We start from the raw sequence: 18,996 nt of genomic DNA, 5'->3' as shown, positions 1-18,996 counted from the left end.
TTGTTGATAACATAAATCAATATGATTATCATTCGCATTTATTGAGGTCAGGGATCGACTATAACCAGGCGCGGCGGGCGTCAGTACCGCTTTTGGCAGTGATGTGAGTCGATACTAATAAAGAAAAAGGCTTACCAGCATGTACAAGAATCAGTGTTCTCAGGGAATTTTCCATCGATCCGTGCTGTTTACGGCACTGGCGGCGGCCGGTTTATCATCAGGTGCGCAGGCGGCGGACGCGCGTGCCGCAAATGAGCAGCTGACCGTTGCCGACACGCACAGCGAACCACAGATGGTGGTCACCGCGCCCCGACAGGTAAAAGAGGCGGGCAGCCAGACCACCCTCACCGCAGCGGAAATGCAAAAAAAAGGGGCTAACGACTTCGGCTCGGTAATGCGTTATGAACCGTTGATCGGCGCGACCGGTGCCAGCGGTGGATCGGGCGCGGGCAAAAGCGGTTTCGATCGCGGCGGCTATACCGGCTACAACATTCGCGGCCTGGAAAGCAACCGCGTGGGGCTGGAGGTGGACGGCATTCCGCAGCCGGAAGCGGCCGGGCGCAGCTACGCCAGCCGCGCGGGTCTGAACACCTTCGGCATTGGCCGCGATTATATCGATCCTTATCTCTACGGTCTGGTAGAGATAGAATCCGGCGCGACCTCTACGGAAAAAGCCAACAACGCCATTGGCGGCGCGGTCTCCTTCCTGCCGAAATCGGCAGATGACTACCTGTCGCCCTATAAATCGACTTATTTCGGCTATCAGTCCGACTACGACTCCGCCAACCGCAGCTGGCACAACGGCATAACCGCTGCGGCAGGTGATGCCACGCTGCGCGGCGTGTTCGTTTACAGCCGTCGCGACGGCCAGCAAACGCACAATAACAGCGATACGCTGGCGGCTTATCCGGCCAACTGGCATTCAAACGCGCTGCTGGCTTCCGGCATCTGGCAGCCCAACGACGAGCACAAGCTGACCGGCACCGTCGATTATTATGACAAAACCAACCACACCCATTACGACTCGTGGGACAGCAGCGGCAACACCATCTGGGGAACCGCGCAGCAGCAAAGCAATACCCGCCGCTGGGGCATCAGCCTGAAGGATGAGTGGACGCCGACCAGCGATTTGCTCGACAGCCTGACCTCCCGGCTTTATTACCAGCAGACGCAGGCGCACGACAATACCCTGATGCCTGCCAGCGCGACGGCGATGGAGCGGGTTTATTCCGATTACAATGTGGATATCCGGGGCGTGGAAACCCGGCTGATAAAAACCCTGGGACGCCACGAGCTGAGCGGCGGCCTGAACGCGACCGTCACCGACACGCAGCGGCCGTTCCGCCAGACGCCTGCGCCCAGCCAGTACAGCGTCATCATGCAGCCGCAGGCCGACAGCCGCGGCTATCTGGCGGGCGGTTACCTTCAGGATAAAATCCACTTCGATCTGAACGGTCACGACTTCAGCGCGGTGCCGGGCGTGCGTATCGCTTACCAAAGCATCAGGCCGCAAAACCTGAGCAGCCTGGCCACCGGCAGCACGGCTATTACCGAAGCGGATCTGCAAAAGCTTTACGGGCAGAAAAATAGCGATACGCAGGTGCTGCCATCGCTGAGCCTGAACTACGATCTGACGCCGGATCTGATGACGTATGTGCTCTACAAGCGCGGCGCGCAGTTCCCCAACGCCAGCCAGCTGTACGGCTCCTGGAACCTCGGCTCCAGCTATGCGGGATCCGCGCAGTACGCGCTGATCGGCAACAGCGCGTTAAAAACGGAAACCAGCAATAACCTGGAGTGGGGGCTGAAAGGCGAGGCGGCGAAAGGCGTATCGCTGAATGCCGCCATGTTCTACAACACCTACGACAACTTTATTGCCTATACCCGCTACACGCGCGCCGGCAGTCCGGCGAAGTTCAGCCGGGTGCCGTCGAATATTTACACTATCTATCAGGCAGAAAACCGTGATAAAGCTTTTATCTGGGGCGGCCAGCTTAGCACCAGGCTTGATGTCGGCAGCTGGTTTAGCGAGGTTAACGGCCTGAGCGCCACCTTTGCGCTGGGTTACAGCGAAGGCAAATCAAAATCCAGCTACGCTGGCGACAGCTATGTCGATTTAGACAGCGTGGCGCCGGTCAAAGCGATAGTGGGCGTAGCCTGGGACGATCCGGCAAAAGTCTACGGCGCTGCGGTAACGGCGACCTTTGTTAAGGGCAAGCGGGCGACCGAAACCAATCGCGAAAGCTACAGCAACAGCGGCGCGGCGCTGGCCGGGTCGGACGAGGAATACAGCCGCGTGCCGGGTTACGGCATGGTGGATATGACCGCCTGGTGGCAGGCGGCGAAAAACGTGCGCGTCAGCGGCGGTATCTATAACCTGACCGATCGTAAATATTGGGATTACCTGAGCAGCCGCAACCTGACGGAAAGCACGCGACAGGATGCCTTTGATAAAGCGCTGGCGGTGATGCCGGGCCGTACCTTCCAGCTGGGCGTCAATGTGGATTTCTGACCGCCTTAACTTTGCCCCGCGCTCGAGGCTTAATGGCGTAGCGGTAATGCCGGTTTCACAGTTAAGGCAACTTTGCCCCGCGCGCGGGGCTTAATGGAGAACAAGCGATGAACCTTTTACAGCGTTACAGGCAGCTTAAAGCCGACCACCCGAAAAAATACGCCCGCGACCTGGCCGCGCTGCTGGACGTCAGCGAAGCCGAGCTGACCCATGCCCGCACCGCTTTCGACGCGGCGGCGCTGCGGCCGGATTTCAGTGCGCTGCTGGCCGCGCTGGAAGCGGTGGGTGAAACCAAATCGATTACCCGCAACGCCTTTGCCGTGCATGAACAAATTGGCCGCTACGAGAATTTGCATCTGGGCGGCCACGCCGGGCTGGTTCTGAACCCGCGCGCGCTGGATCAGCGGATCTTTCCGCAGCGCTGGAAAAGCGCCTATGCGTTGCGTGAGGAGACGGCGCGCGGCGAACGTCACAGCATTCAGATTTTTGACGCGCACGGCGACGCGGTACTGAAAATTTACGCCACGCCCAACACCGATATGGCGGCCTGGCAGGCGCTGATCGCCGACTATCGCCTGACGGAAACGCCGGAGCTGGAGGTGATCCCGGTGACGCCCACCAGCATTAGTCCGCAGCCTGACAGCGCCGCTATTGAACAGGAATGGCGGGCGATGACTAACGTGCACCAGTTTTTCGGCCTGCTGAACCGCCACGGCGTTTCGCGCCAGCAGGCTTTCCGCGCCGTTCCCGACGATCTGGCGCAGCGGGTGGACAACAGCGCGCCCGGCGAGCTGCTACGGCAGGCCAGCCAGGACGGCAACGAGATCATGATTTTCGTCGGCAATCGCGGCTGCGTGCAGATCTTTACCGGCGTGGTGGAGAAGCCGGTATGGAGGGAAAACTGGCTGAACATTTTCAATCCCACCTTTACGCTGCATCTGATGGCGGATCGCATAGCGGAAAGCTGGATCACCCGTAAGCCCACGGCTGACGGCTTTGTCACCAGCCTGGAGCTGTTTGCCGCCGACGGCACGCAGATCGCCCAGCTGTTTGGTCAGCGCACCGAGGGCCAGCCGGAACAGGCGCGCTGGCGCGAGCAGATCGCCGGGCTGACGAAGCAGGGAGCGACGGTATGAGGCTGTGGCTGATAGCGCTGCTGGCGCTGCCCTTTGCGCTGATGGCGGAAGAGCGAGTGGTAACGATCGGCGGCGACGTCACCGAGATTGTCTACGCGCTGGACGCCCAGCAAACTTTGGTAGCACGGGACTCCACCAGCCTGCGGCCCGCGCTGGCGACCAAACTGCCGGACGTGGGCTATATGCGTCAGCTGAATGCGGAAGGCATCCTGGCGATGCGGCCCACGCTGGTTATCGCCAGCGAGCTGGCTAAACCCTCGCTGGCCTTACAGCAGGTTGAGCAGGCCGGGGTCAGGGTGGTCACGGTAACGGGCGAGCCGACGCTCCAGGCGATCCATAAAAAAATCGCTACCGTTGCAGGCGCGCTGCATAAAGAAGAGGAAGGCAAAGCGCTGGACGCCAGGCTGGACAGCCAGCTGGCCGCAATGGCGAAAAAACCGCTGCCGGTCAAAGTGCTGTTTATCCTTAATCATAGCGGCATGAAGGCGATGGCGGCGGGAACGGAGACGGCGGCGGACAGCGCCATTCGCAGCGCGGGGCTGATTAACGCCATGGGGCAGGTGCCGCGCTACCAGCCGTTGACCCAGGAAGGTATCGTGGCCAGCGCGCCGCAGCTGGTGGTGATTGGCAAAGACGGCCTGAAGGCAATGGGCGATGAAGAGCGTATCTGGCAGCTGCCGGGACTGGCGCTGACGCCTGCGGGCAAGCAGCGCAACCTGCTGGTGGTGGACGATATGGCGCTGCTGGGCTTTGGTCTGCAAACGCCGGGCGCTATCGGCAAACTGCGTAAAGCGGCGGAAGCGACGCTGCCATGAGGAAAATGACGTCGCGCGGGCTGGGGATCATGCTTGCGCTGACGGTGGCGACGGCGCTTTTTGCCGCCAGCATGGGCGCGATGCGGCTGTCGCTGCCGATGGTCTGGCAGGCGTCCGCCGACAGCCTGGTCTGGCAGATTTGGTGGACTATCCGCCTGCCGCGCGTGCTGCTGGCGGTGCTGGTCGGCAGCGCCCTGGCGGTTTCCGGCGCGACCCTACAGGGGTTGTTTCGCAATCCGCTGGCCGATCCCGGCCTGTTGGGGATCAGCAGCGGCGCGTCGCTGGCGCTGGCGCTGGCCGTAGTGATGCCGCTGACGCTGCCTGCCGTGCTGGCTTTATGGTGGCCGATACTGGCCGCCTTTGTCGGCAGCCTGGCCGTGACCCTGATGATTTTTTTGCTCAGCCGTCACGGCCGCACCACGCTCTCTCGCCTGCTGCTGGCGGGCATCGCTATCAACGCGCTCTGCTCTGCTGCGGTCGGCTTGCTCTCCTGGATCGGCAACGATCAGCAGCTGCGTCAGCTTTCGCTGTGGGGCATGGGATCGCTGGGACAGGCGCAGTGGTCAACGGTGCTGGCCAGCGCCGCGCTGATCCTGCCAGCGCTGCTGGCAACGCAGTGGCAGGCAAAGCGGCTCAATCTGCTGCAGCTGGGCGATGAAGAGGCGCACTATCTGGGCGTCGATGTGCAACGCACGCAGCGCATCGTACTGGTGCTCAGCGCACTGATGGTGGCCGCAGCGGTGGCGGTCAGCGGCGTGATCGGTTTTATCGGCCTGGTGGTGCCGCACCTGATCCGGCTGGGCACCGGCGGCGATCATCGCTGGCTGCTGCCCGCTTCGGCGCTGCTCGGCGCCATACTGCTGCTGATAGCCGATACGCTGGCGCGCACGCTGGTGGCGCCTGCCGAAATGCCAGTTGGCCTGCTGACCAGCCTGCTGGGCGCGCCGTGGTTCTTATGGCTGATTTTGCGTCGGCGGGAGGGTGAATATGACTGATGCTTTACAGGCGATCGATCTTTCCTGCCGCTCAGGGGCACGGCTGCTGATCGATCGGGTTTCGCTGACGCTGATGCCGGGCGAAATGGTCGCTCTGATTGGCCCGAACGGGGCGGGGAAATCCACGCTGCTGCGGCTGCTGACGGGCTATCTCTCGCCGGATTCAGGTCAGTGCCTGCTGAACGGCCAGGCGCTGGATAGCTGGCCGCGCGATCGGCTGGCGCGCGTCAGGGCGGTGATGAGGCAGCAAAGCCACGTCGAGTTTCCGCTCAGCGTGCGCGAGGTGGTGGCGATGGGACGTGCGCCCTGGCCTGGCCGCGCCAGTTCGTCGATGCTGGACGAAGTGATGCAGCTGACCGGCTGCGACGAGCTGGCCACGCGCGACTATCGACGGCTTTCCGGCGGCGAACAGCAGCGTGTGCAGCTGGCGAGGGCGCTGGCGCAGCTCTGGCACGACGATGGCCCGCGCGGCTGGTTATTTTTAGACGAGCCGACCTCGGCGCTGGATCTCTACCATCAGCAGCATGCGCTGCGTTTGCTGCATCGACTCAGCCGCAAAGGGCAGCTGGCGGTTTGCTGCGTGCTGCACGATCTGAACCTGGCGGCGCTGTGGTCCGACAGCATGCTGCTGCTGCACGAGGGCAGGCGAGTCGCCAGCGGCACGCCAGCGGAAGTGATGACCGAACCGACGCTGACGCGCTGGTATCGGGCCGAGCTACAGGTTTATCATCACGGCCCCACGCCGCAGCTTATGCTGCGGCGCTAGCGGCCGGGCTATTGCGCGGTCAGGTTGCTCTGTGGATCGGCGGTAGGGGCCATCGGTTTAACATCCGGCGGCAGGAATATGTGGTCGAGAATATTTCTTACCAGCGGCGCGGCCGTGACGCCGTTGATGCCGCCGTTTTCCAGGATCAGCGCTATCGCCACCTTGGGCTTATCGAAAGGCGCAAAGGCGGTATAGAAAATATGGTCACGCAGGCGGATCGGGATCGTTTTGGCGTTGTAGATCTGATTCTGCTTCAGGCCGAACACCTGCGAGGTGCCGCTTTTCGCCGCAATGCCGTAAGGCGCGGTATGGAAATATTTATAGCCGGTGCCGTTTGGCGCGTTGGCCATGCCGAACATGGCGCGGCGTACGATCCCCCAGTACGGCGAGTCAGGATCGCCGACCTGCTGAGCGGGCAGCGTCGGCTGCCAAAGGCTGACGTTTTTACCCTGTTTTTCCTCATACATCAGGTGAGGCTGGATAACGCGCCCGTTATTAATAAGCGTGGCCATCGCTTTCACCATCTGGATTGGCGTGGCAATCCAGTAGCCCTGGCCGATGCCGACGGAAACGGTATCGCCCTGATACCAGCTCTTTTTATGCACCTTTTGCTTCCATTCGCGGCCTGGCAGCAGGCCGTTGTACTCCTCGTTGAGATCGATGCCGGTGGATTTACCGTAGCCGAACTGGCTGAGCATGGTATGAATGCGATCGATACCCATCATAAAGGCCACCTGATAAAAGAAGGTGTCCGCCGACTCTTCTATCGCGCGGGTTACGTCCAGCATCCCGTGTCCGGTTTTTTTCCAGTCGCGGTATTTGCGCTCGGTGCCCGGCAGCGTCCAGGTCGGCGCGCCGTAGAAGCTGGTTTGCGGCGTAATGACGTGATTCAGCAGTGCCGACATCGCCATATAAGGCTTAACGGTGGAGGCTGGCGGATAAAGCCCCTGGGTTACGCGGTTGATAAGCGGCAGATCTTTATTAGCCAACAGCGACTTGTAGGCTTTATAGCTGATGCCCTTCACAAAAGGGTTGGGATCGTAGCTGGGACTGGACACCATCGCCAGCACCTCGCCGGTTTTGGGATTTTCAATCAGGACGGCGGCCCGCTGGCCTGGCAGCTGCGTCTCCACGTACTGCTGTAAAGGAAGATCCAGCGTCAAATAAATATTTTTACCGGCAACGGGCGGCACCTCTTTCAGCACGCGGATCACCCGGCCGTGGTTATCCACTTCCACTTCCTGATAGCCGGTTTTGCCATGCAGTACCGATTCGTAATAACCTTCAATCCCCTGTTTGCCAATATTATGGTCGGCGGCGTAGTTCTCGCTAATCCCTTCTTTATCCAGCCTTTTATAATCGCTGTCGTTTATTTTAGAGACGTACCCCACCACGTGTGCCAGATCCGGGCCGTAGGGGTACTGGCGATCTTCATAACTGTTGATATCGACGCCGGTATACTTGAATTGATTAACAGAGAAACGGGCCACTTCTTCCGCCGACAGCTCGGTTTTCAACACCACCGGCTTGTAGCGGCTGGCGTTGTGCAGATTATGGGTAAACGTCTCGATATCGTCGGCGGAAAGATCGACTATTGGCGTCAGTTCAGCCAGTAACGCCTTCATATCATGCACTTTATAAGGCACAACTTCGATGTCATACCAGGTAACATTTTTTACCAGCGGCGTACCGTTACGGTCGAAAATAATCCCACGCGTGGGCGCGATGGGGATCATCTTGATATCGTTTTGATTGGAGCGCGTTTGATAGTACTGATTTTGCTCAATCTGCAGATGCCAGAGATTGATGCCAAGCGTGACAAAACCCGCCAGCACAACGCCAAAGGCCACCAGTGCCCTGCGAACAAACAGCTTTTCTTCTTCTGCAAAATCTCTGAATTTCATTCACTGCCAATCAGGTAGTCTTTTATTTACCCGCTACATGATAGAGATTACGCAACAAATCACGACCTGAAAGATGCGTCCCGGCCAGGTAAAGTGTGACATTTGTTGAAGTTGTAACAGAATGGCTGCCTTTTTTAAAAGAGTGATGATTATTACCGCTGCCGCTGCTCATAAATAATATTTATTTTTTCCGCCTTCTGGCGAAAATTCATGACCATTAAACGAGAATGCTGTTTCTGCTGATAACGCGCCGTGACTATAAAATTCAAATTATTTTTCCGCTCTGTTTATTATTTTTGGCTATCAGCCATACGCGGCTAATTCGACGTGGGCGTTTTATATTTTTTACGAACAGGCCTCTTTGGAGCAGTCTGAGTCCGTTACCCAAATTTATTGCTGATTTTGCCTGGCCTGCGGAAAGCCGCCTGCGTTAAGCGGAAAAGATCGGCCTGTGACCACGGCTGACGCTGATACCCACCCTGCGTACAGCATCAGCATTAACCGCTTAGTGAAGTTGCCAGCATTGGCGTAATAATCGACCGACATGACGTTGTCATCAGGCAACCTGTTTTACCGCCATCCATTAAGAGGTTTTTATGTCAGGGTTATTTTCCCCTTTTACCTTAAAAGACGTGACGTTACGCAACCGTATCGCCGTACCGCCAATGTGTCAGTACAGCGCTGAAGATGGGCTGAGCAACGAGTGGCACCGCGTTCATTATGCCAGCCTGGCCCGTGGCGGCGCAGGTCTGGTGATTGTCGAGGCGACGGCGGTTGCGCCGGAAGGGCGTATCACGCCCGGCTGCCTCGGTATCTGGAACGACGAGCAGGCTGAGAAACTGGCGATCATCGCCCGTGATATCAAGGCGGCAGGCGCGGTGCCGGGTATTCAGATTGCCCATGCGGGCCGCAAAGCCAGCGCTAACCGTCCGTGGGAAGGCGACGATCATATCGCGAAAACCGACCCGCGCGGCTGGGAAACGCTGTCGCCGTCCGCTACCGCTTTCGGTGCTAACCTGCCGCAGGTGCCGCACGAAATGACGCTGGAAGAGATTGCCCGCGTTCGCGATGATTTTGCCGTGGCGGCACAGCGCGCGCGTGATGCCGGCTTCGAGTGGCTGGAGCTGCATTTCGCACATGGCTATCTGGCACAGAGCTTCTTCTCCGTGCACGCTAACCAGCGTCAGGATCAATATGGCGGCGATTTCGAAGGGCGCAGCCGCTTCCTGCTGGAAACGCTGGCTGCCGTACGTACACAGTGGCCGGATAACCTGCCGCTGACGGCGCGTTTCGGCGTGATTGAATACGACGGTCGTGACGAAGAGACGCTGACAGAGGCGATTACGCTGACGAAAAAATTCCGCGAAGGCGGCCTGGATCTGCTCAGCGTCAGCATCGGCTTCTCCACGCCGGACGCTAATATTCCGTGGGGCCCCGCTTTCCTGGCGCCAGTTGCCGAGCGCGTGCGCCGTGAAGCGGATATTCCGGTGGCTTCCGCGTGGGGTATTGATGCGCCGTTAATTGCTAACGAAGCCGTTGAGAAAGGTCAGCTGGATCTGGTCATGGTTGGTAAAGCACACCTGGCCAACCCTAACTGGTCCTATCAGGCCGCGCGGGCGCTGAAAAAAGAGCAGCCTTCATGGGTGCTGCCAGCGCCTTATGCACACTGGCTGGAGCGCTATCGCGTTAGCGAGTAAAACCCTGGCAGAGGGTCTGGCGACCTTCTGCCGCTTTCTACTGTAGCCGGGAAAGCGACGATGCTGCGCGCCACGATGGCGGATCCCGCAACCCCAGATAGCTCTTGTTGAAGCCGGAATAAAGATTAAGAATTTCTTTATAACAGACCAGTGCCATATCGTTGATTTTCATCATCCCCAGTTTGCGTACCGCATTCTGCTTATGCGAGCTAATCGTTTTAACCGAAATATTAAGTTTTCGGGAAATAAAGATAGCCGAGTGGCCGGAAGCCAGCTCTTTCAGGATCAGCGTTTCCTTTCGGGAGAGCTGATTGTAGTGTGAAGCTTCATAGTTCGGGATAGCTTTTAATAAAGGAATGTATTTTTTAAAGGTGCTTTTCTTGGAGATAAGCCAGTAAGGATGAAAGCCTTTATGCTCATCCTGTAAAGGAAGGTCGACAATAAAAACAATATTGATACCGAAATAATCAATATTTTTCGCCATGCCCAGTTTGGTATGGCAATTAGTAAAGTTGATATCAATGATTACGGTATCTTCTTTTGTTAACTTACCGGGGCGGAATTGAGTTAGCCAGCCTTCATAGCTAAATCCTTGCATCGCTATGCCATTTGCCGCCAGAAAGTATTTTAGCCCGGCCACAAAGTACATATCGTCGGAAATAACATATATGCACATAAATCCCTCTTTATCCTGTCCCTGTTACGGCTGAAAAAAAACCTCGCTTTTTTCAGTAGTAGTTAATGGTAAATGTAACGGTCGAATCTGCTCTTCCTGCACTTACGGTCGATTCAGTCTGAATATAACGAGCGACAAGCGGCATAGACTGCGTGGTCGCCGCACTGTTTTGCATGCTGTAATCCTTGCTGCTGGAAAAATCTACCAGCAAGGGAGAAGCATCAGATTTATTGCCATAAGCCATCTGAATGCCGACGCCCGTGGCGCTGCTGCTGCCCGTTTTTATGCCAAAAATACCGTTAGCGCTATCGATAATGGCGGTATTAGGTGACAGCGTCAGATTTAAAATGTTGTTGGTGATAGCACCCATGCCGCTGGCGCCGTTGTCGGAAGTCCAGGTATTTCTGCCGTCGTTCAGCGTCCCGTAAAAGCGAGGGCAGTTAACTAAGTTAATGGTGGCATCTTTCCATTCGGTGGTTTTTCCTGTTCCCGTAAAATATTCAGCGATGTCATATTTTCCCATCTCGACGGTGACGTCCGGCGTTTGACAGGTCTGCGAAACGATATTTATCGCCCCGGAAAAGTTCAGGCTCCCTAAATTTATCGCCGAAATACCCGGCGCCTCAAAATCATATTTCACCGTAGGCAGCTGCGATCCGATAAGCGTGCCAGGTGTGATCGCGCCGGTTTTAATCAGCACCACGTCAAATTCAAAGCCGCCCTCCGCGTTCCAAACGTTACTGTCGTATTGAGTTTCTCGCCGCCATGGCTGATAGCTGAAAGGAACGGTGTAGTAGGTCAGATTATAGGTATAAATAGCTATGCCTATACCCGCTACGCCGGTTTCATACACTTTGCCGGCGCGAAACGAGCTGTCTGACCAGTCAGACTCTTTGTTAGGCGTCGTGTTGCTGTAATACCAGTTAATAGTGGGTTGATAGCTCTGTGTATTATCGCAATAAATATTCGTAGGCCGGGAGGGCTTAAAATACTGGCGATAAATGACGGTGCCGTTACTGACCCCTGGCCCGATGGTCAGATTGCTGCTTTGTAAGGGCAGCGTAAAATTCATAACGCCATAGCCTTCCAGCAGGCGACAACTCAGGGCAAAAGCCTGCTGGCTCCAGACCGTGGCCATAGCCAGCAGAGCGAATAACGGGGCGGACCGGCAATATTTTTGTATTAAACGACTCTTCATGTCTTCAATCCGTATTAACTGTGACTTTGACGGGATGACGGCGGCGCCTCTGCCATGGTTCCCTCTGGCTGCGCGGTTTTTTCAATGGCTTCGCAAACGCTTTCAAAACGCGGTATTTCACGCTGGCGGTCGGTTTCCGCCTGCGGCATCAGGATATAGCTCAGGCTGCATTGCATGTCCGGCGCGTCTCCCCATTTAACACGCAGCTTGTCCCGCTGCGCCTGGACGCGTGCATAGACTTCGCCGCCCTGGCCGACGGTACCAACATGGTTGCCTTTGCTGTCCAGCACCTCGGCACCGAAGGCCACAGGCTCACCCTGGAAGGTGGCCGCAATCAGCATCGCTGTGCCGCTGCGCGTGCCGTATTTCAGCTTCACTACGGCGCCTGATAACGGCGCTACTTTCAGCGAGGTGGTATCCAGCTCCACATCGCTGGCGGCCCCGCCAGGATCCAGCGTGACTTCGTTCAGCTGATAGGGATCCAGATAGGGCACGGCAGCGTAGCCGTTCCAGTCAACGTAAACGCCAGGATAGGACGAAACGCTGGCGCCCTGGGCGCCTTTGGCCTCGACCAGCGCGAAGGTATCGGAGGTATAAGGCGTTAGCGTCACGCCGCCGGAATGGCCAATAACGGTACCGCTCATCCCGCCAGACGCGCTGTAATAGTTGCTGCCTTTGCCGTACGAAGCGCTCAAAGAAGAAACGGCGCTGCGCCATGTACCATTAACCGTGCCGCTGCTGCCCGTGCCCTGATTGGCGTTGGCGGCGCTGACGCCGTAAGAAAACTGGCCAAGCTTACCGCCCGTGCCGGATATGGCTGCCTGTTCTGAGGTTCGCCCGTTGCTGTTATGCGCTAAATCAACACGCAGCTGGGGCGTGTAGCTGCTGCTGTTGCCCAGCGGCAGGCTGAAGTTCAGCAGATAGTTGTTCTCGGCCTCGCCGTACAGCGTCCAGGTGCGGTTAACGCTAAGACCCCATGAGAGATTTTTATAGCGATTGTTGTAGCCCAGCTGGTACTGCTTGCTGTTGCCGTCGCGGTTCCAGTAATCCTGTAGCGAGCTGCTGGCGTAAAGGGTTCCCCAGCGTTCCGGCAGCCCTTGACTGACCGTAGCGATAAAACGGTTTTTGGCGCGCCAGATTGCGCTGGTTGACAGCCCGTCGGCAACCGCTTCCCGCGTCTGCATCGCCGTCATAAATCCCATATAGCCGCTGGTGGAAAAACGGTAGGCCGCCAGCGACACTTTGCTGCTGGTAGCGCTGACGGTTTTGCTGTAGCTGAGCTGAAAGCTCTGCCCGCTCATGGATGTCGTCGTATCTTCGGCGGTCCCGCCCAGATGGGTGCGGGCCTGAGTGGCATCCAGCGCAAAAGCGCCGATTTCGGTACCAAGCGCCAGGCCCGATTGCAGCGCATAGTAGTTCTGACTCGCCTGGAAACCGCCATAGGCGGTAAGCATATTGGTCAGGCCATATTGCAGCGTAGCCTGATAAAGGGCGGGCTTTTCCGACAGCGAGCTGCTGCGCAGCCTGCCGGCGGTAACGGAGTAGCGGCTGTTGCCCGGCCTGAGCAGCTGGGCGACAGAGGAGTAGGGCACTTCAAAATATTGTTCGCTGCCGTCAGACTCGCGAACAGTGACCGCTAAATTACCACCGTAGCCGGTGGGATAGAGGTCGTTAATTAAAAACTCGCCCGGCGGCACGGTGGTTTCGTAAATAACCTGGCTGCCCTGACGTACGGTCACCCTGGCGTTAGTGCGCGCCACGCCGTGGATCTCTGGCGCATAGCCGCGCAGCGAGTTCGGCAGCATTCTTTCATCACTTGCCAGCTGTACGCCGGAAAAAGGCAGCGTTTCAAACAGCAAGCCTGAGGTATTCGCCTGGCCAGCCAGCAGACGGCTTTCCAGGGCGGGAATATCCCGCTGCACATAGGTATTAAGGGCGCTATATTTTTTCTGGCCGTGCTCAACCCAGTTCCAGCTGCCGTTATGGCGCAGATACCAGCTGGCGATATTTAATCCCGCCCGGATGCTGGCATAGACGGATTGATAGCGGGTTCCCCCGCTTTCGCTGGTGTAGGCGCTGGCATTATAAGCCAGCAGCGCTGCCGGAATGCCGCTGTCCCAGCGGTCCTTGCTTATCGCTCCTCGCGCGTTTCGCGCCATATAAATTTGCGGAACGATAATATCAAGCCGCTGTTCGTTACTGTCGTAATTGACGGCGATCTCGGGAATTTTTTTCGTCAGATCGTAACAGCCCCGGCCGCGCTCATCCTGCTCAAAAAAATTTGCGGGTATCCGGCCTGCATCGAAGGCGATTCTTTTTATCAGCTCTTCTTTTAAGCAGGGCAGAACGTTTTTGTTCTTATCGGCGCTGAATTCAATATCGTAATTTCCCAGCAGGTCATTATTAACGTAAACCGCCGTTCGATAGATGCCGGGCAACGCCGCCGCACCGTTAGCGAAGCGGCCGAGATCGATAGCGCTGCCGTCGCTGACGTTAAGAAATGTAGGATCGAACTCAACATTTTTGGCAACTTCCTGCGGTGCAGAAGGAGAAGGTTCGATCGCATAGGCTGAAGAAATAAAAGGAAGGAGCAACACCAGCTGCGCTTGCTTCCATCTTTTTCCTTGTGGCGAGGCGTTTTCCATAAAAATCCTTTTTATAAAAAACCTGATTAAGCGTCATTAATCTGTCCCGATGACGTAGAATAGAATATCCATTAATTGACTTGCGCATCGACGCTGATAGAGGCGCCATAATCATTGATATAATTTACCTTTATTTTGTCCCCAGGGTTTGCTGCAGCAGTAAAGCTGGCTTCAGAAAAAGGCGCGATCGTATCTGCCTCGGTATTTTTATCGTTAATAACTATATTGGTCAGCGAGATATAATAAGGCGTAGGATTATTGGCTATCAGCTGCTGCCCGTTTTTTTTCCAGACAATTTTTTGTGCGGCATCGTTAGCGTTTCCTTTCAAACCGACGGGACGAAAAAAGAATTTAATGCGCGAGCGAAAGGCCATTTGCAGCAGGTTGCTGTCTTTAAGCAACGGGTTTTTAGCCGGAATTTCCAAAACGTTCAGCCAGTAGATGCTTTCCCGATCGGCCGGCAGCGGCTTTCCCGTATAGCTGATACGCAGCGTCTGGCCTTTCTCCGGCTCCACGCGGTTGATAGGCGGCGTCAGGACAAAAGGCACATGGATAGTGTCCGGTTTGGCTTTTACATCGCCGTCATCGATCCAGCTCTGGATCAGCACCGGCTTTTTCCCTTTATTGGCTAATTTTACGCTGACTTCTCTGGCGTCTGAGGGATAAATAACCCGGGTGCCGGTAATCACTACGCTGGCAGAAGCCGTGTAGCTAAACGCCAGCAATAAAGAAGCGTTTAAACCGGGCAAAAATAAGCGAGAAAATTTATTCATACTAACCTTCTGTAAAAAGCAGAGAGACGGCGTCTCTCTGCGGGGAGGTTTTATTTATACTGAAGAGCGTAAACCACGCTGCTGCTAACCATACCTGCGCTAGCAACACCCTCTTCTTCTGCATAGTAGCGAACAGAGTAATTTAACGTTGCAGCGTTATCTTTTACGGTTTCATAAATCGCATTACTTATTTGGCTGTTACTACCGATAGTAATAACGTTGGCATTACTCTGGGTACGATCTAACAGCTCCAGCGTAACGTTTGACTTTTCCGTGGCCGTACTTTGGTTTGTCAAACGACCGTAAGGATTAACTGTAACGCCATCCTGGAAGTAAGCCGATACTGCCGTCATGCCGTCTGCAAGCGTGCAGTCCGTCAATTGCATATTGAAAGCAGTATCACCTGCGGTAGCACCCTGTGAGGGCAGAGCAGTGTTTTGAAGCACCGGCAGGTCAACATTACCGTCTGAATTACCTGAACCGTTGACATTTACCTTACAGGTGGTGGAGGTGAGTTGGCCGTTAAAGGTAATGGTGCCCGAAGAGTCTGTAGAAGTAGAAGCCGCCTGGGCAGTCACGCCGGTAAACGCGGTTGCCAGCGCAGCAGCAATCAGCAATTTTTTCATTGAACATCCTTATTTTCATCATGTTAAAATAAATCCCATCTTGTCGTTGGGATTGTTATTTTTCCCTGAGGGGAAGTATTTGCAGTGGTTTTATCTACAAATTCTTAGTGTCGAAGTAGTAAATAGGCGTGACGCGCTCTTTATTAATGCAGAATCCCCTGACGTGATCCTCTTCTGTCCGGGTGATAAAATCTTCAGCAATACCAAGCGTTGAAAGTTTGTTTCTCAGGCAGTGCATGACCTGCCAGAGCCGCTGTGATGAGGAGCTCAGGCCATACTTGTCCCACACATTGGTTAATATTTCTTCATTGCCGATAACTTTACTGTCGGCATTTTCCAGCAGGTAAATAAAAAGGCGCATCATGGTTTTTCTTAATTTTATTGCGCTGGTGCCCTTTTCGTTTGCCAGTAGTTTGATATTAATGATCCGGCTCTGGTTAATATTAACCTGGATGTCGGGCTCAATCATGTAACCGTAGACTTTTGCGCTTTCCCAATCCATTACCTTTCCTCCATGAAAACCAGACAGACTTTTACAAGGCGTGTCAAACGGGAACTCTTTCCTGAGTGCGGCTATAGTAACTGTTGAGATAAATCCATCTCAACACTTACTTTATTCTTTTATAAAGGGGGTATTATTTGTTAATTAAAGGGGGGAATGGCTACTTAAGGTTTTTTTTGTGGTTTTTTATATCAATGCATGCAGGTGTTTAAGGTTTTTGTTTCGTCAAAAGGGGTAAGTCGATCATCAAACGGAAAATCTATTTTAGCCTGATATTTTAGAATAAAATATTAGATGATTTCTGCCATTACTGCTAATGATTCACAATCATAACGTATTTTTTTAACACTTGTCGATTCCGGTAACTAAAAAAAATTAAATTTTTCCTTAGTTATTGTCATACGTTAGTGTCAGGCTCTGGTTAAAAATTAAAAATAACGTTTTTACTAATGGTTCAGGTAAGTGAAGTCATCTGGCCTGCCAGCCAGGATTATTCTCAGGCCTGAATTAATGGTTGATATTTTATAGCTCATAGTTGGTTGGTGTTTTTAATGGGAATAGTCTCATATTTTTTTATTTTTACAATAGTTGCACAGAATAATTTTCTTTCTTCAGTAAAATAGCAAAAAGGAGAAAGTTATCTCTCTCCTCTGTTATTTACAGCGCGGCGGCGATAGCGGCGCCCAGATCCGTCGTTCTTCCCGAACCGCCAATGTCCGGGGTTAACCGTATTTTATTTTCACTGCTCAGCACGCGTTCAATGGCTGCTACCACCGCTTCCGCCGCCTCGCTATGGCCCAGATGCTCAAGCATCATCGCGCCGCACCAGATTTGACCTATCGGATTGGCGATGCCTTGACCAGCGATGTCCGGTGCAGAGCCATGTACGGGTTCGAATAAGCTGGGAAAGGTACGTTCAGGATTAATGTTAGCGGAAGGCGCAATACCGATGGTTCCGATGCAGGCCGGCCCCAAATCGGAAAGAATATCGCCGAACAGATTGCTGGCGACAACCACATCGAACCTGTCCGGATGCAGGACAAAGTGCGCCGTCAGAATATCAATATGGTATTTATCCACCGCCAGGTCGGGATAATGCTCGTGCATCGCCGCTACGCGGCTGTCCCACCACGGCATGGTGATGGCAATGCCGTTGGATTTGGTGGCGGAAGTCAGATGGCGGGCCGGACGCTTTTGCGCCAGCTCAAAGGCGAACTTTAAAATGCGGTCCACGCCGGTACGGGTCATTACCGTTTCCTGAATAACAATTTCTCTCTCCGTATTGGGAAACATCGTTCCGCCAACGCTGGAGTATTCACCTTCGGTATTCTCACGCACTACGTAGAAATCGATGTCACCAGGCTGGCGATCGGCCAGCGGGGATTTGATGCCGGCCAGCAGCCTCACCGGACGCAAATTAACATACTGATCGAACTGGCGGCGGAACTGGAGCAGCGAGCCCCACAGCGAGACGTGATCCGGCACGATTTCGGGCCAGCCGACGGCGCCAAAGTAGATAGCGTCAAACGGCTTAAGTAAGGCAAACCAGTCGTCCGGCAGCATTTTACCGTGCTGCTGATAATAGTCCGCGCTGGCAAAATCAAACCAGACCCACTCCAGCACGATGCCGAATTTCTCTGCGGCGGCGCTGATAACCTTTACGCCTTCCGGCATCACCTCTTTGCCGATCCCGTCACCGGGGATCACGGCAATTTTGTAGTTTGCTACGGACATTGCGCTTCTCCTGGAAAGTTAGCTTTTCGCCCTGAGTCTATTGCAGCATTATGGTTAAATAATTAGCCTGGAATTCAATGCAATGTTAACTAAAGGTAAAGAGTTGGCGACAACCAGCGAGGATCTGCGCTTTTTTACCCACGTAGCCAGACTGACCAGCCTGACGGAGGTCGCCCGGGAACTGGGATTAAGCCTGCCGGCCGTCAGTAAACGACTGACGCAGTTGGAAGAGAAGCTGGGCGTACAGCTGGTCAGACGAACTACCCGACGCCTGGAGCTGACGCCGGAAGGGCTGCTTTACGCCGAAGGCGCAGAGCCGATCCTCAGCCAGCTGGCGCAGCTGGAAGAGGAGCTGGGCGGCGAAAGCGCTATGCTACACGGCACCTTACATATCAACGCATCCTTTGGTTTTGGACGTCGTTACGTTGCGCCTCTGGTTTCAGATTTTGCCGCGCAACATCCGGCGTTAACGCTTAATTTACAGCTATCCAGCCAGCCGCTGAACTTCCTTAATGCAGGTATAGATGTGGATATCCGTGTAGGCAGCGTGCCGGATTCCCGTTTGATTGCACGCCGTATAGCGGCTAATTATCGCGTGGTATGCGCCTCGCCGGACTATCTGGCCCGTTATGGTGTACCACAGCGCGTTGAAGATCTGGCGCAGCATAATTGTATTGTGCTGCGCCAGCATGAGTCGGATGCCGCTATCTGGCGATTCAGCAAGGCGGGTAAAGAGCATCGGCAGAAAGTACAGGGAAGCCTGACCACAAATGATGGTGAGGTTGCCATGCGCCTGGCGCTGGATGGCCATGGTCTGATCCTGCGCTCGTGGTGGGATGCACGCGAAGCGATCCTGGCCGGCAAGCTGGTTCAGGTGCTCACTTCATATCAGCTGCCTTCAGCGGATATCTATGCGGTTTATGCTCATAGCCGACAGACGCCAAAAAGGATCCGCTGTTTTACCGACTATCTGCATGAGCGTTTCGAAGCGCTATTTACAGACGAGAAGAAATAAAA

General features: G+C 55.0%; 15 protein-coding genes. 7 read left to right on the top strand and 8 right to left on the bottom strand.

What is annotated here, in order from left to right:
- Positions 1–139 precede the first annotated feature (139 nt).
- The 5 genes from AB3U87_RS02725 to AB3U87_RS02705 all read left to right on the top strand — a co-directional run bounded on the left by AB3U87_RS02725 (position 140) and on the right by AB3U87_RS02705 (position 6,224).
- Entirely contained in the window at positions 140–2,512 is a 2,373-nt protein-coding gene (locus tag AB3U87_RS02725) for a TonB-dependent receptor domain-containing protein (protein WP_394148321.1), read from the top strand.
- A gap of 107 nt (positions 2,513–2,619) precedes the next feature.
- Positions 2,620–3,648, top strand: coding sequence for a hemin-degrading factor (locus AB3U87_RS02720; RefSeq protein WP_394148320.1), 1,029 nt, complete (start codon positions 2,620–2,622; stop codon positions 3,646–3,648).
- Positions 3,645–4,463 (top strand): heme/hemin ABC transporter substrate-binding protein, encoded by an 819-nt coding sequence (locus AB3U87_RS02715; RefSeq protein ID WP_253458396.1) that lies wholly within the window; start codon positions 3,645–3,647, stop codon positions 4,461–4,463. Before AB3U87_RS02720 ends, AB3U87_RS02715 begins: the two co-directional genes overlap by 4 nt.
- Positions 4,460–5,458, top strand: a complete 999-nt coding sequence (locus AB3U87_RS02710; protein ID WP_394148318.1) for a FecCD family ABC transporter permease — start codon at positions 4,460–4,462, stop codon at positions 5,456–5,458. The genes AB3U87_RS02715 and AB3U87_RS02710 overlap by 4 nt, the downstream gene beginning before the upstream one ends.
- On the top strand, positions 5,451–6,224 hold the full coding sequence (locus AB3U87_RS02705; protein WP_394148316.1) for a heme ABC transporter ATP-binding protein: 774 nt from the start codon (positions 5,451–5,453) through the stop codon (positions 6,222–6,224). The genes AB3U87_RS02710 and AB3U87_RS02705 overlap by 8 nt, the downstream gene beginning before the upstream one ends.
- 8 nt (positions 6,225–6,232) lie before the next feature.
- Here AB3U87_RS02705 and mrdA read toward each other — a convergent pair whose 3' ends face one another.
- Entirely contained in the window at positions 6,233–8,128 is a 1,896-nt protein-coding gene (gene mrdA, locus AB3U87_RS02700) for a penicillin-binding protein 2 (RefSeq protein ID WP_253458402.1), read from the bottom strand.
- A gap of 596 nt (positions 8,129–8,724) precedes the next feature.
- Here mrdA and AB3U87_RS02695 point away from each other — a divergent pair.
- Positions 8,725–9,825: an NADH:flavin oxidoreductase/NADH oxidase gene (locus AB3U87_RS02695; protein WP_253458406.1), complete on the top strand. Its 1,101-nt coding sequence runs from the start codon at positions 8,725–8,727 to the stop codon at positions 9,823–9,825.
- A 37-nt stretch (positions 9,826–9,862) separates the two neighbouring features.
- On the opposite strand, the gene AB3U87_RS02690 is transcribed toward AB3U87_RS02695, so the two are convergent.
- The 7 genes from AB3U87_RS02690 to AB3U87_RS02660 form a co-directional block, all read right to left on the bottom strand.
- Positions 9,863–10,501 carry a helix-turn-helix domain-containing protein gene (locus AB3U87_RS02690; protein ID WP_253458409.1) on the bottom strand — a complete coding sequence of 213 codons (639 nt, stop codon included), beginning with the start codon at positions 10,499–10,501 and terminating at the stop codon, positions 9,863–9,865.
- 52 nt (positions 10,502–10,553) lie between these two features.
- Complete coding sequence (locus AB3U87_RS02685; protein WP_394148315.1) at positions 10,554–11,699, bottom strand: fimbrial protein; 1,146 nt, start codon at positions 11,697–11,699, stop codon at positions 10,554–10,556.
- A 14-nt stretch (positions 11,700–11,713) separates the two neighbouring features.
- Positions 11,714–14,344 (bottom strand): fimbria/pilus outer membrane usher protein, encoded by a 2,631-nt coding sequence (locus AB3U87_RS02680; protein ID WP_394148314.1) that lies wholly within the window; start codon positions 14,342–14,344, stop codon positions 11,714–11,716.
- A 71-nt stretch (positions 14,345–14,415) separates the two neighbouring features.
- A complete protein-coding gene (locus AB3U87_RS02675; RefSeq protein ID WP_394148313.1) occupies positions 14,416–15,117 on the bottom strand; it encodes a fimbrial biogenesis chaperone in 702 nt (233 codons plus the stop codon).
- Positions 15,118–15,167: 50 nt separating this feature from the next.
- Positions 15,168–15,743, bottom strand: coding sequence for a fimbrial protein (locus tag AB3U87_RS02670; protein ID WP_394148312.1), 576 nt, complete (start codon positions 15,741–15,743; stop codon positions 15,168–15,170).
- Between the two features lie 94 nt (positions 15,744–15,837).
- Complete coding sequence (locus tag AB3U87_RS02665; protein WP_253458423.1) at positions 15,838–16,245, bottom strand: winged helix-turn-helix domain-containing protein; 408 nt, start codon at positions 16,243–16,245, stop codon at positions 15,838–15,840.
- A 657-nt stretch (positions 16,246–16,902) separates the two neighbouring features.
- Complete coding sequence (locus tag AB3U87_RS02660) at positions 16,903–17,979, bottom strand: tartrate dehydrogenase (protein WP_394148311.1); 1,077 nt, start codon at positions 17,977–17,979, stop codon at positions 16,903–16,905.
- 82 nt (positions 17,980–18,061) lie between these two features.
- Here AB3U87_RS02660 and AB3U87_RS02655 point away from each other — a divergent pair, with 82 nt between their 5' ends.
- Positions 18,062–18,994 (top strand): LysR family transcriptional regulator, encoded by a 933-nt coding sequence (locus tag AB3U87_RS02655; protein WP_301250598.1) that lies wholly within the window; start codon positions 18,062–18,064, stop codon positions 18,992–18,994.
- Positions 18,995–18,996 lie beyond the last annotated feature (2 nt).

It is taken from the genome of Erwinia plantamica (genome assembly GCF_043420595.1).
Classification (GTDB): domain Bacteria; phylum Pseudomonadota; class Gammaproteobacteria; order Enterobacterales; family Enterobacteriaceae; genus Erwinia; species Erwinia aeris.
Note: the sequence above shows the minus strand (reverse complement) of the source record. Positions and strands in the feature narration are given on the sequence as shown.

Coding starts and splice junctions, on each gene's coding strand:
- AB3U87_RS02725 (WP_394148321.1), top strand. CDS start 140: ATGTACAAGAATCAGTGTTCTCAGGGAATTTTCCATCGATCCGTGCTG.
- AB3U87_RS02720 (WP_394148320.1), top strand. CDS start 2,620: ATGAACCTTTTACAGCGTTACAGGCAGCTTAAAGCCGACCACCCGAAA.
- AB3U87_RS02715 (WP_253458396.1), top strand. CDS start 3,645: ATGAGGCTGTGGCTGATAGCGCTGCTGGCGCTGCCCTTTGCGCTGATG.
- AB3U87_RS02710 (WP_394148318.1), top strand. CDS start 4,460: ATGAGGAAAATGACGTCGCGCGGGCTGGGGATCATGCTTGCGCTGACG.
- AB3U87_RS02705 (WP_394148316.1), top strand. CDS start 5,451: ATGACTGATGCTTTACAGGCGATCGATCTTTCCTGCCGCTCAGGGGCA.
- mrdA (WP_253458402.1), bottom strand. CDS start 8,128: ATGAAATTCAGAGATTTTGCAGAAGAAGAAAAGCTGTTTGTTCGCAGG.
- AB3U87_RS02695 (WP_253458406.1), top strand. CDS start 8,725: ATGTCAGGGTTATTTTCCCCTTTTACCTTAAAAGACGTGACGTTACGC.
- AB3U87_RS02690 (WP_253458409.1), bottom strand. CDS start 10,501: ATGTGCATATATGTTATTTCCGACGATATGTACTTTGTGGCCGGGCTA.
- AB3U87_RS02685 (WP_394148315.1), bottom strand. CDS start 11,699: ATGAAGAGTCGTTTAATACAAAAATATTGCCGGTCCGCCCCGTTATTC.
- AB3U87_RS02680 (WP_394148314.1), bottom strand. CDS start 14,344: ATGGAAAACGCCTCGCCACAAGGAAAAAGATGGAAGCAAGCGCAGCTG.
- AB3U87_RS02675 (WP_394148313.1), bottom strand. CDS start 15,117: ATGAATAAATTTTCTCGCTTATTTTTGCCCGGTTTAAACGCTTCTTTA.
- AB3U87_RS02670 (WP_394148312.1), bottom strand. CDS start 15,743: ATGAAAAAATTGCTGATTGCTGCTGCGCTGGCAACCGCGTTTACCGGC.
- AB3U87_RS02665 (WP_253458423.1), bottom strand. CDS start 16,245: ATGGATTGGGAAAGCGCAAAAGTCTACGGTTACATGATTGAGCCCGAC.
- AB3U87_RS02660 (WP_394148311.1), bottom strand. CDS start 17,979: ATGTCCGTAGCAAACTACAAAATTGCCGTGATCCCCGGTGACGGGATC.
- AB3U87_RS02655 (WP_301250598.1), top strand. CDS start 18,062: ATGTTAACTAAAGGTAAAGAGTTGGCGACAACCAGCGAGGATCTGCGC.